Below are 13,287 nucleotides of genomic sequence, written 5' to 3'. Positions count from 1 at the left end.
GACACGTACTTGCCGGGAGAACCGGTAAACACTTCGGCCACATGGAAGGGTTGAGACAGGAAACGCTGAATCTTACGGGCGCGAGCCACGGTCAGCTTGTCTTCAGGTGCCAACTCGTCCATCCCCAGAATCGCGATGATGTCGCGCAATTCCTTGTAGCGCTGCAAAGTACCTTGCACGGCACGGGCCGTTTCGTAGTGATCCAGACCCACCACATTGGGGTCAAGCTGACGGCTGGTGGAGTCCAGCGGGTCCACCGCGGGATAAATACCCAGCGACGCAATGTCACGCGACAACACCACGGTGGAATCCAGGTGGGCAAAGGTGGTTGCCGGAGACGGGTCAGTCAAGTCGTCAGCTGGCACGTACACGGCCTGGATGGAGGTGATGGAACCCACCTTGGTGGAAGTGATCCGCTCTTGCAGACGACCCATTTCTTCGGCCAGCGTCGGCTGGTAACCCACGGCAGACGGCATACGACCCAGCAAAGCAGACACTTCGGTACCGGCCAGGGTGTAACGGTAGATGTTGTCCACGAAGAACAACACGTCACGGCCTTCATCACGGAACGATTCAGCAATGGTCAGGCCGGTCAAGGCCACGCGCAGACGGTTGCCCGGAGGCTCATTCATCTGGCCGTAAACCATGGACACCTTGGATTCTTCGAGTTTTTCCAGGTTCACCACACCGGAATCAGCCATCTCGTGGTAGAAGTCATTCCCTTCACGGGTACGCTCCCCCACACCGGCAAACACGGACAGACCGCTGTGTGCCTTGGCGATGTTGTTGATCAACTCCATCATGTTCACGGTCTTGCCCACACCGGCACCGCCGAACAGACCCACCTTGCCACCCTTGGCGAACGGGCAAACCAGGTCAATCACCTTGATGCCGGTTTCCAGCAACTCTTGCGAAGGACTGAGTTCGTCGTAGGTGGGCGCCTTGCGGTGGATCGATGACAACTTGTCCGAATTGACTGGACCACGCTCGTCAATCGGCCGGCCCAGCACGTCCATGATGCGACCGAGTGTGGCCGTACCGACCGGCACCGAAATCGGACTACCCGTGTTGGACACCATCAGACCACGGCGCAAGCCGTCGCTGGAACCCAACGCAATGGTACGAACGATGCCGTCACCGAGTTGCTGCTGCACTTCCAGCGTCAGGCTGGAGCCTTCGAGTTTGAGGGCATCATAAATGCTAGGCATATGATCGCGTGGAAACTCCACGTCGACCACAGCGCCAATGCACTGAACAATCTTGCCTTGAACGCCAGCGTTCGTTTGAGTATCTTGAGCCATTTGGTTTTGCTCCAATAAATTTGAATCTTGCTAATTCGCCAGAGGTTGATCAGGCAGCAATCGCGGCGGCGCCAGAGACGATCTCCGACAACTCTTTGGTGATGGCGGCCTGGCGGGTCTTGTTGTAAACCAGCTTGAGTTCACCAATCACGTTACCGGCGTTGTCCGTTGCCGCTTTCATGGCAACCATGCGCGCGGCATGTTCAGAGGCCATGTTTTCGGCCACCGCCTGAAACACCAAAGCTTCAACGTAACGGACGATCAGGTCGTCAATCACAGACTGCGCATCGGGCTCATAGATGTAGTCCCAGCCATGCTTGGTGCCGGAAGCCGCTTCACTGGCCCGGGCCTGCTCATTGAGATCAACCGCTGACAGAGGCAGCAGCTGCTCCATGACGACTTCCTGCTTCATCGTGTTGATGAAGCGGGTGTACGACAGGTAAACCGCGCTGATTTCACCTTTGGCATAGGCATCGAGCAACACTTTGACCGGGCCAATCAGTCGCTCAAGGTGCGGACGGTCACCCAGCTGGGTGACATGCGCAACCACCTTGGCACCAATACGGTTGAGAAAACCCAACCCTTTGTTGCCAATGGCCACTGTCTGGGTCGTCATGCCAGCCGACTGCACTTCGCGCAGCTTGTTGGTCACACCGCGCAATACATTGGTGTTGAGACCGCCACACAGGCCCTTGTCCGTCGTGACCACAATCATGCCAACCACTTTGGCGTCGTTGGGTTTCATGAAGGCATGAACGTATTCAGGGTTGGCCTGTCCCAGATGAGCAGCAATGTTGCGCACTTTTTCCGTATACGGGCGGGCTGCACGCATACGGTCCTGTGCCTTACGCATTTTGGAGACGGAAATCATCTCCATGGCCTTGGTGATCTTCTTCGTACTTTCGAAGTTTTTGATCTTGCCGCGTATTTCCTTGCCAGTTGCCATATCAGTCTCCTAGTCTAGTTGCGAGGTGACTTTAGGCAAACGACTTCTTGAAGGCAGCAATGGCGGTGGTCAACTCAGCCTCGGCATCCTTGTCCATGGCGCGATTGGCTTCCAGCTTGGCCAGCAGCGCTGCATTCTTGTCTTTCAGATAAGCAAACAGGCCATGCTCAAATGCCAGCACCTTGTTGATGGCGACATCATCCAGGAAACCCTTGTTGACCGCGAACAACGACGCAGCCATGAGTGAAATCGACAGCGGGCTGTACTGGGCTTGCTTGAGCAATTCAGTCACGCGTGCACCACGGTCGAGCTGCTTGCGGGTTGCTTCGTCCAGATCGGAAGCAAACTGGGCAAAAGCGGCCAATTCACGATACTGGGCCAAGTCGGTACGGATACCACCCGACAGGTTCTTGATCAACTTGGTCTGAGCAGCACCGCCGACGCGAGACACCGAGATACCGGCGTTGATCGCAGGACGGATACCAGCGTTGAACAAGTTGGTTTCCAGGAAGATCTGACCATCGGTGATGGAAATCACGTTGGTCGGCACGAAGGCCGACACGTCACCGGCTTGTGTTTCGATGATCGGCAGCGCTGTCAAGGAGCCGGTCTTGCCCTTCACTTCACCCTTGGTGAATGCTTCCACGTAGTCGGCATTGACACGGGCCGCACGCTCCAGCAAACGGCTGTGCAGATAGAACACGTCACCTGGATACGCTTCACGGCCCGGAGGACGGCGCAACAGCAACGACACCTGACGATAAGCAACAGCTTGCTTGGACAGATCGTCGTACACGATCAGGGCATCTTCACCACGATCACGGAAGTACTCACCCATGGTACAACCCGAGTAGGCTGCCACATATTGCATGGCTGCCGACTCGGAAGCAGTAGCGGCCACCACAATGGTGTATTCCAGAGCGCCTGCTTGCTCCAGCGCACGCACCACGTTCTTGACGCTGGAAGCCTTCTGGCCGATCGCGACATAAACGCAGGTCATGTTCTGACCCTTCTGGTTGATGATGGCGTCGATCGCGACAGCCGTCTTACCCGTTTGGCGGTCACCAATGATCAACTCACGCTGACCACGGCCCACTGGCACCATCGAGTCGATGGACTTCAGGCCGGTCTGCATGGGTTGATCCACCGATTGGCGAGCGATCACACCAGGTGCAACCTTTTCGATCACGTCGGTCATCTTGGCGTTGATGGGGCCCTTGCCGTCGATCGGCTGACCCAACGCGTTGACCACGCGGCCTTTGAGCTCGGGGCCAACCGGCACTTCCAGAATGCGACCGGTGCACTTGACCGTATTTCCTTCGGAAATGTGCTCGTATTCACCCAAAATCACGGCACCCACCGAGTCGCGCTCAAGGTTCAGCGCCAGACCGAAGGTGGGTTGGCCATCGGAGCCGGCCGGAAATTCCAACATTTCACCTTGCATCACTTCGGACAGGCCGTGAACGCGGCAAATGCCATCGGTCACCGACACGACCGTGCCCTGATTGCGGATGTCTGCGTTGGCGGACAAGCCTTCAATACGGCTCTTGATCAGTTCAGAAATTTCTGCGGGATTGAGTTGCATGACTCTTTCCTTCTTTCATTAAATAGGCCAACGGATTGCGGCAAAAGCCTCAAGCCGTCAAAGCCACTTTCATTTGTTCCAAACGGGCCTTGACAGATGTGTCAAGAACTTCGTCACCTATGACCACCCTGATGCCCCCAATGAGCTCGGGTTGCAACTCAACCGACACATTGAGCTTGCGTCCAAAACGCTGCTCCAGCACCTTGGCAGTTTCAGCCAAGGCGGCACCGTCGATCGGAAAAGCGCTGTAAACCACAGCATCACACGAACCGCTTTGAGCATTGACCAATGCACGAAACTGGCTGGCAATTTCGGACAAAAATGCCAACCGGTTGTTGGCAATCACCGTGCGCAAAAAGTTCTGACCATGAGCATCGAGTGCAGTCTTCATGACGCCAGAAATCACGCCATACACCTGGTCTGCCGTGGTTTTCGGGCTGTCCGCAAACTGCAGCAGCTGAGGTTGCGCCGCAACAGCAGCCAGCTCATCGAGCCAGCCAAGCACAGCCTTGGCGTCAGACGCACTGGCCTTGAACAAGGCTTCGGCGTAAGGACGGGCAATAGTGGCAAGTTCAGCCATGTTGTTCTCTTAAAGCTCGGTCTTCAAACGATTCAACAGGTCAGCATGGACGCCAGCGTTGACTTCCTTGCGCAGGATCTGCTCGGCGCCCTTGACTGCCAGCGCCGCAACCTGCTCGCGCAGAGACTCACGGGCCTTGATGGTCTGCTGGTCAGCTTCCGCCTTGGCAGCAGCCACAATCTTGCTGGCTTCTTCCGAGGCTTTGGCCTTGGCTTCTTCAATGATGGTCAAGGCACGGCGTTCGGCATCAGCCAAACGGCCTGCGGTCTCGGTGCGCGATTTGGCCAATTCTTCTTCGACCCGCTTGTTGGCGGATGAAAGTTCGGATTTGGCCTTGTCGGCAGCAGCCAAGCCGTCTGCGATTTTCTGTGCGCGATCATCCAGCGCCTTCGCAATGGGTGGCCATACGAATTTCATCGTAAAGATCACCAACAGGAAAAACACCGCCAATTGCGCGAAGAATGTTGCGTTAATACTCACAACAACACCTCTCTATTCAGTGAAAGGCGAATGGAATTACTTCAGCACGAACGGGTTAGCAAACGCAAACATCATCGCGATACCAACACCAATCAGGAAAGCAGCATCGATCAGACCAGCCAACAGGAACATCTTGGTTTGCAGTTCATTCATCAGCTCGGGCTGACGGGCAGCAGCCTCAAGGTATTTGCTGCCCATGATGCCAATACCGATACAAGCACCGATAGCACCCAGACCAATGATCAAACCAGCGGCCAATGCCACAAAACCGAGAACGTTTTCCATTTAAGAACTCCTATGGATTTAAGTTGAAAAGAAAGAAAAAACTACTGACAAAAATTTTAGTGGTGGTCGTGCGCCTGGCCCACATACACCAAGGTCAACATCATGAAAATAAAGGCTTGCAAGGCCACGATCAGGATGTGGAAGATAGCCCAGCCGGTCCCCGCCAACACATGCCCCAGCCACAGGACAACACCCGTCGCCGAACCAAAGCCAACCGCCCCCATGAGCGCGATCAGCATGAACACCAACTCACCCGCATACATATTGCCAAACAACCGCATGCCGTGCGACACGGTCTTGGCGGTGAACTCAATCATCTGCATGCCGAAGTTCAAAACACCCAAAATCAATGCAAACAGAGGGTTTTTGCTGGTGCCGAAAGGCGCGGTCACCAACTCATGCGCCCAACCGCCAGCACCCTTGATCTTGACGTTGTAATAGAGACAAACCAACAACACCGAAGACGACATGGCCAGCGTGGTGGACAAGTCTGCTGTCGGCACCACACGCATGTAGGCATGGTGTGGATCGTGGCCGGCCGCACCGTAAATCATTTCCCAGATCAACGGAATCAGATCCACCGGCAAGAAGTCCATGGAGTTCATCAGAAACACCCAGACAAACACTGTCAGCGCCAGCGGACCGACAAACTTGCGCGACTCGGCGTTATGAATGATGCCTTTGGCCTGGGTATCCACCATTTCCAGCAGGATTTCAACCGCGGCCTGCATACGCCCCGGCACACCCGCGGTCACACTTTTAGCCACCCGCCACATCACAAACAGACCCACCACCCCCAACAAGACCGACCAGAAGATCGAATCCATATTGAAGACAGACATATCAATCACACCCGACTGCTTGCCGGTCTGGAAATGCGTCAGATGGTGACCAATGTATTCACCAGCGGTAGGACCGTGTTGCACAGCGTGTTCTTCAGTAGCCATCAGTCACTCTTTGATCAGTTACTTTTGCCGTAAGGCGTTAATTACCTGCACCGACTTCGCCCGGCGTTTGAACGCCAGCGCCAGCCAGTACACCTTGATGGTGACAATCAAACCCACCAGCATGGCTGGCCAGCTCAAACCCGTCACCAGACGATGGGCTGCAAACATGATGCCCACCGTCACTATTATCTTGACCAGCTCCCACACAAAGAAGCTCATCACAGCAGCCCCCGTGTTGGCTGTGGCGAACTGACTGGTCAACCCCCGCGCAAACAGCGCCGCCGGAACCACCACCGCCAACACACCACAAACCACCGATTTGGCCACCCGCTCACCAAAAAAGAACCAAGCCAAACCACTCACCAACACACCTACCAGCACTTGACCCGCCACCACCCACCAGGGCGATGTGGCCGGATTGGCCGCCTTGACGGCCTGAACCTGCTCTGGCGTCAAGGGAACAAAATCAGAGGATTCGTTATCAAAAGCCGAATCCTGATCTCCCGAAGGTGCTATTGTCCCCATTCACATTACGCTTACTTTACAGCCGAGCCTCGTCAGGTTAGCCTCCCATTATACGTAGAAACCAGTAGAAAATAGAGCCTACCGCCCTGATACCATGAGCAAGCCCTCCTCCTCCCCTGCTGCCGATGCCGCCAGCACCTCCTTGATCAGCTACCCCTGCCAGTTTCCCATCAAGGTGATGGGCGCCAAAACAGATGAGCTGGTATCAGCCATCACCCACATCGCCCGGCAGTTCGACCCCGCCTTTGACACCGATACCATCGAGTTGCGCCCCAGCAAAGCGGGGAACTATCTGGGTGTGACCATCACCATCACCACCACCAGCCGCCAGCATCTTGACGAGCTGTATCGCACGCTGTCGACCCACCCTCTGGTCAAGGTGGTCCTGTAACCGTGCCAACCACCACCCAATGGCTGGGCCGCGTCGACTACCTGCCAACTTACGCCGCCATGCAGGCCTTCACCGCCGGGCGCACCGACAGCACACCTGACGAACTATGGATGTGTGAACACCACCCGGTCTACACCCAGGGACTGGCCGGCAAAGCGGAACACATCTTCAACCCCGGCCAGATCCCGGTGATCCAGACCAACCGGGGCGGGCAAGTCACCTACCACGGCCCCGGGCAAGTGGTGGCCTACCCGCTGCTGGACCTCAAGCGGGCGGGTTATTTCGTCAAGGAATACGTCTACCGCATTGAAGAAGCGGTGATCCGCACCCTGATGCACTTTGGCATCACCGGCCACCGGGTCGCTGGCGCGCCCGGTATTTACGTGCGCCTGGATGACCCGAGCTCACACACCCTGCTGCCGCAGCGCCCCAGCAAATCGTCTGCCGCGCATGCTGGCAACCCCGATTTCACCGGTCTGGGCAAAATCGGCGCACTCGGCCTCAAGGTCAGCCGCAACTGCACCTACCACGGCGTGGCGCTGAACGTGGCGATGGACCTGGAACCCTACTCGCGTATCAATCCCTGCGGCTACAACGGGCTGCAGACGGTCGACCTTTTTACAATCGGCGTTTCTGCAAGCTGGGACGAGGTCGCCCAGGTGCTGAGTCAAAAACTCGCCACCTACCTTACCCCCTGACACCGCACTGGACCCCTCCCATGAGCCAAAACCCCACCACCACCGTCAACCCGACGGTGCACCAAGCCCAGTCTCAAGAAGACTACAACCCCTTGGCCAAACAAAAGGCCGCCGCCAAACTGTCACGCATCCCGATCAAGGTGCAGCCCGGCGAAATTTTGCGCAAGCCCGAGTGGATTCGCGTCAAGGCCGGCAGCCCCAGCACCCGCTTTTACGAGATCAAGGACACCTTGCGCGCCAACAAACTCGTCACCGTGTGTGAAGAAGCCAGCTGCCCCAACATTGGTGAATGCTTTGGCAAAGGCACCGCCACCTTCATGATCATGGGCGACAAATGCACCCGGCGCTGCCCGTTTTGCGATGTCGGCCATGGCCGCCCCGACCCGCTGGATGCCAACGAACCCACCAGCCTGGCCCACACCATTGCCCAGCTCAAACTCAAATACGTGGTGATCACCAGCGTCGACCGTGACGACCTGCGCGACGGCGGTGCCGGGCACTTTGTCGCCTGCATCCAGGCCATCCGCGACCAATCCCAGCAAACCCGGATCGAAGTGCTGGTGCCCGACTTCCGGGGCCGTGACGACCGTGCGCTGGAGATTTTCAAAGCCGCCCCGCCCGACGTGATGAACCACAACCTGGAAACTGTTCCAAGACTGTACAAAGAAGCGCGCCCCGGCAGCGACTACCAGTTCAGCCTGAACCTGCTGAAAAAATTCAAGGCCCTGCACCCCGACGTGCCGACCAAAAGCGGCTTGATGGTGGGCTTAGGTGAAACCGACGACGAAATCCTGCAAACCATGCAAGACATGCGTGAGCACGGCATCAACATGCTGACCATCGGCCAATACCTCGCGCCCAGCACCGCCCACCTGACGGTCAAACGCTACGTGCACCCCGACACCTTCAAAATGTTCGAGGCCAAAGCCTACGAGATGGGGTTCAGCCACGCGGCGGTGGGTGCCATGGTGCGCAGCAGCTACCACGCCGACGTTCAGGCCGGGCATGCCTTGGCGACACCGCAACTCTGATTGCTATTTAATTTGTAGCTATAAGAGCAATCTATATCCGGGCTAGAGGTCGATTTGATGCCTGAAACAAGCCCACATAACGGGCTCTGGCTGGACCTGGCCACCGTGGTCCGGCGCACCAACCCCAGCACGTATGCCCGTGCGCTGGAGCTCTACCGCAGCCAGAAGGTGCTGGAACTGGCCATCTCGCCGATCAAACACCACTGGCTGCTGGAAGGCCGGGTGCAAGGCAGCCAGCGCCAGCCCTACAACGTCGAAGTTGAAATCAAACGCGGCGCCCAGGGCCAGGTGCTGGAATGGGACAGCGACTGCACCTGCCCGGTGGGCTACCAATGCAAACACGGCCTGGCCCTGCTGATCAAGGCAGCCTACCAAAGCCAGCATCTGCCAACACTGACCGACGGCACGGCACCAACGCAGCCACTCACCCCCGAACAAGCGGCGGCGCAGAACCAGGCCGAGCTGACCCGCCAGCAGGCCTTTGAGGACCACCTGGCCGACCAGCAGCTGGTCCGCTGGCTCGCCGAGCTGGCCCGTACCAGTGGCAAAACCGAGGCGCCCCTGTCCACCCCGGCCCACCGCGGAGCGCCGGTGGTACGGCCCGAACAGTTTCTGTACCTGCTGTCCATCCTCAACCCGCAAGGACCCAAGCCGCAACTCTGCCTGGAAGTGGTCACCTCCTACCCCAAGGTCACCGGCGGCTGGGCGCGGGCCAAGTCCCTGAAGTTCCAGCCCGAGCGCGGCCAGCCGATTTTTGACCAGGCCAGTGAAGCCGACCACGATGTGCTGCAACTCATGCGCGCCATGCCCGGCAGCGCCGGCCTGTCCTATTACAGCTACAACGTGCGCAACAAGGTGGTGCTGGAGGGCAAGTACGGTGTGCAGATCCTGCAGACCGCCGCCGGCACCGGCCGGCTGTTTGTCGCCGTCACGGCCAACCAGCCAGGCGTTCCGGTGCAATGGGCACCGCCAGTCACGCTGACCTGGGACTGGTACGAAGCGGGTCCCTCCATCCAGGCTGGCGCCGGCTGGGCGCTGCGCCCCAGACTCAGTGACAGCCAAGCCAGCTTGTGCCTGAACCACCCGGTGCTGTATCTGGACAGCCAGCACGGCCGTTGCGGCCTGGTGGACCTGCAGGGCATGCGAGCGGGTCAGGTTGCCGTGCTGCTGAAAACCCCGCCGCTCAAGCCCGAGGCGCTGCAAAGGCACCAGTCCGAACTGGTGGCGCAACTCGGCCCGGTACCGCTGCCGCCGGTGCTGGCGCATTGGCCCACCCTCAGCGGCATCAGCCCCAAAGCCTGCCTGCACCTGACCCCCGTGCCACCGGCTGATGTGCCGCAGGACGGGCTGATGCGCGCCACCCTGCGCTTTGACTACGCCGGCCACCGTGGCTGGTGGGTCGGCCAGGGCACCACGGTGCTGATCGACAGCCCACAGGGGCGTCTGATGCTGCAACGCGACCCGCAAGCCGAACTGGAAGCCGTCACGGCCCTGATGGAACTGGGGCTGAACACCCACGGCCATGGCGTATTTGGCCTCCCGGGCGACGCGCCCCAACAGCCCTGGCTTCAGTGGGCCGATAACGACTACGCCCCGCTGCGCGAGGCCGGCTTTGCGCTGACGCTGGACGACACACTCAAAGGCTGGATCCAGCATGGTGAAGCCCTGCACGTGAACCTGCAAGCCCAGGGTGACGACGAGGCCACCTCGCCCTGGTTCGACCTGTCCCTGGGCATGGAAATCAACGGCGAGCGCCACAACATCCTGCCCCTGCTGCCCGAGCTGATCGCCATCGCCGCCAAAAGCACGCGTCACCCCGACACCGGCCTGCCCGACATCCCGCCCTTTGTCTACCTGCCCCAGCCCAGTGGCGGCTTCATCCGCCTGCCCACCGACAACCTCAAACCCTGGCTGAGCGCGCTGCTGGAGCTGGTGGGCGACGACCATGACTTCACCGGCGACAGCCTGAAACTCTCGCGCCTGGATGCCATGCGCACCACCGCCAGCCTGGGCGAAGGCGTCGCCTGGGACGGTGCGCAACAGCTGCGCGAGATGGTGCAGCGCCTGAGCGGCAAAGCCGAACTGCCCGACGTGCCGCTGCCCAAAAGCGTCCACGCGTCCTTGCGCCCCTACCAGCAGCAGGGCGTGAACTGGCTGCAGTTCCTGCGCGAATACGGTCTGGCCGGCATCCTGGCCGACGACATGGGCCTGGGCAAAACCCTGCAAACCCTGGCCCACATCCAGATCGAAAAAGACGCTGGCCGCCTGACCCACCCGGCGCTGATCATTGCGCCGGTCAGCCTGATGGGCAACTGGCGCAAAGAGGCCGAGCGTTTCTGCCCGGAGCTGCGTTGCCTGGTGATCCACGGCAAAGACCGCCACGAAGTCGCCGAAACCATGAGCCAGCACGATATCGTCATCGCGCCCTACTCGCTGCTGCACCGCGACCGCGAACGCTGGCTGCAGGCCCAATGGCACCTGGTGGTGCTGGACGAGGCGCAAAACATCAAAAACGCCGCCACCCACGCCGCGCAAGTGGTCAGCGAGCTCAACACCCGCCACCGCCTGTGCCTCTCAGGCACGCCGATGGAAAATCACCTGGGTGAAATCTGGAGCCTGTTCCACTTTTTGATGCCCGGCTTTCTGGGCAGCCAGAAACGCTTTGCCGAGCTGTTTCGTCACCCCATCGAGAAACAGGGCGACCCGGAAAGCCTGCGCCAACTGCGCGCCCGCGTCACCCCTTTCATGCTCCGCCGTACCAAGGCGCTGGTGGCGCACGAGCTGCCGCCCAAGGTGGAAACCGTGATGCGCGTCGAGCTCGAAGGCAAACAGGCCGACCTGTACGAAACCATTCGCTTAGGCATGGAAAAAACCGTGCGCGAGGCGCTGGCCAGCAAAGGCCTGGCCAAGTCACAAATCACCATCCTGGACGCGCTGCTCAAGCTGCGCCAGGTCTGCTGCGACCCGCACCTGCTCAAGCTTGATGCCGCCAAGAAGGTCAAGACCTCGGCCAAGCTCGACCAGTTGATGGAGCTGCTGCCCGAAATGCTGGCCGAGGGCCGGCGCATTTTGCTGTTCTCACAGTTCACCAGCATGCTCACGCTGATCGAAGCCGAGCTGAAAAAGCGCGCCATCGCCTGGGTCAAACTCACCGGCCAAAGCCAGAAGCGCGAAGAACTCATCCACCAATTCACCAGCGGGCAAGTGCCGCTGTTTTTGATCAGCCTGAAAGCCGGTGGCGTGGGCCTGAACCTGCCGCAAGCCGACACCGTGATCCATTTTGATCCCTGGTGGAACCCGGCGGTGGAAACCCAGGCCACCGACCGTGCCCACCGCATCGGCCAGACCCAAAGCGTGTGGGTGGTGAAGCTGGTGGCCCAAGGCACGATCGAAGAACGCATCCTGGCCCTGCAAGAGCGCAAAGCCGCCCTGGCCGAGAGCATGTACAGCGGCTCGGTCGGGCGCAAACAGCCGCTGTTCAGCGAAAGTGATCTGGCGGAGCTGCTCAAACCGCTATCGGTTTGATAGCTATTTATGTCCGTTTTATCCGGGCTGGAGGGGTAAAAGTCTTGTCAATACCGATGGCCCGCCTAGGGTGAAGTGGTGACCGGTCAGGCGCGATAGCAACGCAAGCGTTCCGGTACACGCGGGTGTTAGACGACGTTTGCCGCTCTCATGGCCAGCATGGCCTTGCGGACTCGGTGCAGCGCAAGACCCAACTCCGCCGGGCCGGTGACTCTAGGAAGACGCATGGTGGCCGCGATGTCCTGGTTATTTCTAAATGTGCCGCTTAGAACAATTTCCTGGATAGTTGCGTTGACATCCACATCGATCAAACCCCGTTCAAAAGCGTTCATTGTCTTCAAGCCACTTGCCTGATAGCTTGGCCAAACCGATTTGTTATCAGATTTTGAATACGGTGGTGCAATCGGGTTGTAACTGGCAAGTGCTTTTTCAACGAGCTTTCCTAACTCCAATGCATCCAGCGGAAATGGCCGCCGTACCGATCCAACCTCTCGATGACCGCCCAATGTTCCGACAAAAATCATTTCTTCCAAATAAAAGCCAACACCTGCTCGGCAAAAGCTTGCTTGTGATTCCTTTTTGATCTCATACCCTAAGAGCCGCATTTTTCTTACATTTTCCGCTGAACGAATGAAAGGAACTTCCCCATCCCAAGCGTGCTGAATCGCTGGTGACGCCGAACGCCTGAATTAGGCCCCTGTTGCGACAGCATGAACGTCTTTGACGTCAAGAATGTACGACTGATGCCCGGCTGGAGAGATTCGGATGGTGAAGGGTCCTGTGTATTTGCCGGCTGACACCAAAGCGCCATCGTGGGAAATGCCAACATGAAGGTGTCCGGTTGCGACACGCTCACAGGTTACTTCAACATGAAGACCAGAAGGCAGCTTGGCGGCAAGCGGCCTAGGAAGCGAATACAGCCCCTTGTACTGTGCATGTTCTACGAGCTGAGAGGCAACGAGGCGAACAGCGGCACTGTTTGCAAAATCTTCG

The 13,287-nt window shown here is 58.6% G+C and carries 14 protein-coding genes; 4 read left to right on the top strand and 10 right to left on the bottom strand.

From position 1 onward, the window contains the following. The 8 genes from atpD to PHW99_RS15445 form a co-directional block, all read right to left on the bottom strand. Positions 1-1,301, bottom strand: a 1,301-nt coding sequence (gene atpD / locus PHW99_RS15480; protein ID WP_300179529.1) for a F0F1 ATP synthase subunit beta, incomplete at its 3' end; no start/stop codon positions are given. Between the two features lie 49 nt (positions 1,302-1,350). Beyond that, complete coding sequence (gene atpG, locus PHW99_RS15475) at positions 1,351-2,247, bottom strand: F0F1 ATP synthase subunit gamma (protein ID WP_300179526.1); 897 nt, start codon at positions 2,245-2,247, stop codon at positions 1,351-1,353. 31 nt (positions 2,248-2,278) lie between these two features. Then, positions 2,279-3,832, bottom strand: coding sequence for a F0F1 ATP synthase subunit alpha (gene atpA, locus PHW99_RS15470; protein ID WP_300179523.1), 1,554 nt, complete (start codon positions 3,830-3,832; stop codon positions 2,279-2,281). Positions 3,833-3,881: 49 nt separating this feature from the next. Further along, positions 3,882-4,412 carry a F0F1 ATP synthase subunit delta gene (locus tag PHW99_RS15465; RefSeq protein ID WP_300179520.1) on the bottom strand — a complete coding sequence of 177 codons (531 nt, stop codon included), beginning with the start codon at positions 4,410-4,412 and terminating at the stop codon, positions 3,882-3,884. A 9-nt stretch (positions 4,413-4,421) separates the two neighbouring features. Then, a complete protein-coding gene (locus tag PHW99_RS15460) occupies positions 4,422-4,892 on the bottom strand; it encodes a F0F1 ATP synthase subunit B (RefSeq protein ID WP_300179517.1) in 471 nt (156 codons plus the stop codon). Between the two features lie 36 nt (positions 4,893-4,928). Further along, positions 4,929-5,177, bottom strand: a complete 249-nt coding sequence (gene atpE / locus PHW99_RS15455; RefSeq protein ID WP_078365220.1) for a F0F1 ATP synthase subunit C — start codon at positions 5,175-5,177, stop codon at positions 4,929-4,931. Positions 5,178-5,233: 56 nt separating this feature from the next. Beyond that, positions 5,234-6,124 carry a F0F1 ATP synthase subunit A gene (gene atpB, locus PHW99_RS15450; protein WP_300179508.1) on the bottom strand — a complete coding sequence of 297 codons (891 nt, stop codon included), beginning with the start codon at positions 6,122-6,124 and terminating at the stop codon, positions 5,234-5,236. Positions 6,125-6,142: 18 nt separating this feature from the next. Next, positions 6,143-6,649 carry an ATP synthase subunit I gene (locus PHW99_RS15445; RefSeq protein WP_300179505.1) on the bottom strand — a complete coding sequence of 169 codons (507 nt, stop codon included), beginning with the start codon at positions 6,647-6,649 and terminating at the stop codon, positions 6,143-6,145. 94 nt (positions 6,650-6,743) lie between these two features. Here PHW99_RS15445 and PHW99_RS15440 point away from each other — a divergent pair, with 94 nt between their 5' ends. Genes PHW99_RS15440 through PHW99_RS15425 form a run of 4 tightly spaced genes read left to right on the top strand, consistent with a single transcriptional unit; the run spans position 6,744 to position 12,294 of the window. After that, a complete protein-coding gene (locus PHW99_RS15440; RefSeq protein ID WP_300179502.1) occupies positions 6,744-7,040 on the top strand; it encodes a DUF493 family protein in 297 nt (98 codons plus the stop codon). A 59-nt stretch (positions 7,041-7,099) separates the two neighbouring features. Next, the gene (gene lipB, locus PHW99_RS15435; protein ID WP_300179532.1) at positions 7,100-7,738 is read left to right on the top strand and encodes a lipoyl(octanoyl) transferase LipB; all 639 of its coding nucleotides are present in this window, start codon (positions 7,100-7,102) and stop codon (positions 7,736-7,738) included. Between the two features lie 20 nt (positions 7,739-7,758). Continuing rightward, positions 7,759-8,769, top strand: coding sequence for a lipoyl synthase (gene lipA, locus PHW99_RS15430; RefSeq protein WP_300179499.1), 1,011 nt, complete (start codon positions 7,759-7,761; stop codon positions 8,767-8,769). 57 nt (positions 8,770-8,826) lie between these two features. Then, positions 8,827-12,294 carry a DEAD/DEAH box helicase gene (locus tag PHW99_RS15425; RefSeq protein WP_300179496.1) on the top strand — a complete coding sequence of 1,156 codons (3,468 nt, stop codon included), beginning with the start codon at positions 8,827-8,829 and terminating at the stop codon, positions 12,292-12,294. Positions 12,295-12,422: 128 nt separating this feature from the next. On the opposite strand, the gene PHW99_RS15420 is transcribed toward PHW99_RS15425, so the two are convergent. Together PHW99_RS15420 and PHW99_RS15415 are read right to left on the bottom strand one after the other, a co-directional pair. Next, positions 12,423-12,899, bottom strand: a complete 477-nt coding sequence (locus PHW99_RS15420; RefSeq protein WP_300179493.1) for a hypothetical protein — start codon at positions 12,897-12,899, stop codon at positions 12,423-12,425. An 84-nt stretch (positions 12,900-12,983) separates the two neighbouring features. Continuing rightward, positions 12,984-13,287, bottom strand: a 304-nt coding sequence (locus PHW99_RS15415; protein ID WP_300179490.1) for a hypothetical protein, incomplete at its 5' end; no start/stop codon positions are given.

The organism is Rhodoferax sp., assembly GCF_028689305.1.
Taxonomy (GTDB): Bacteria; Pseudomonadota; Gammaproteobacteria; order Burkholderiales; family Burkholderiaceae_C; genus Rhodoferax.
Note: the sequence above shows the minus strand (reverse complement) of the source record. Positions and strands in the feature narration are given on the sequence as shown.

Excerpts from the sequence above, each read along its gene's own strand:
- atpG (WP_300179526.1), bottom strand. The coding sequence starts at position 2,247 with ATGGCAACTGGCAAGGAAATACGCGGCAAGATCAAAAACTTCGAAAGT.
- atpA (WP_300179523.1), bottom strand. The coding sequence starts at position 3,832 with ATGCAACTCAATCCCGCAGAAATTTCTGAACTGATCAAGAGCCGTATT.
- PHW99_RS15465 (WP_300179520.1), bottom strand. The coding sequence starts at position 4,412 with ATGGCTGAACTTGCCACTATTGCCCGTCCTTACGCCGAAGCCTTGTTC.
- atpE (WP_078365220.1), bottom strand. The coding sequence starts at position 5,177 with ATGGAAAACGTTCTCGGTTTTGTGGCATTGGCCGCTGGTTTGATCATT.
- atpB (WP_300179508.1), bottom strand. The coding sequence starts at position 6,124 with ATGGCTACTGAAGAACACGCTGTGCAACACGGTCCTACCGCTGGTGAA.
- PHW99_RS15445 (WP_300179505.1), bottom strand. The coding sequence starts at position 6,649 with ATGGGGACAATAGCACCTTCGGGAGATCAGGATTCGGCTTTTGATAAC.
- PHW99_RS15440 (WP_300179502.1), top strand. The coding sequence starts at position 6,744 with ATGAGCAAGCCCTCCTCCTCCCCTGCTGCCGATGCCGCCAGCACCTCC.
- lipB (WP_300179532.1), top strand. The coding sequence starts at position 7,100 with ATGCAGGCCTTCACCGCCGGGCGCACCGACAGCACACCTGACGAACTA.
- lipA (WP_300179499.1), top strand. The coding sequence starts at position 7,759 with ATGAGCCAAAACCCCACCACCACCGTCAACCCGACGGTGCACCAAGCC.
- PHW99_RS15425 (WP_300179496.1), top strand. The coding sequence starts at position 8,827 with ATGCCTGAAACAAGCCCACATAACGGGCTCTGGCTGGACCTGGCCACC.
- PHW99_RS15420 (WP_300179493.1), bottom strand. The coding sequence starts at position 12,899 with ATGCGGCTCTTAGGGTATGAGATCAAAAAGGAATCACAAGCAAGCTTT.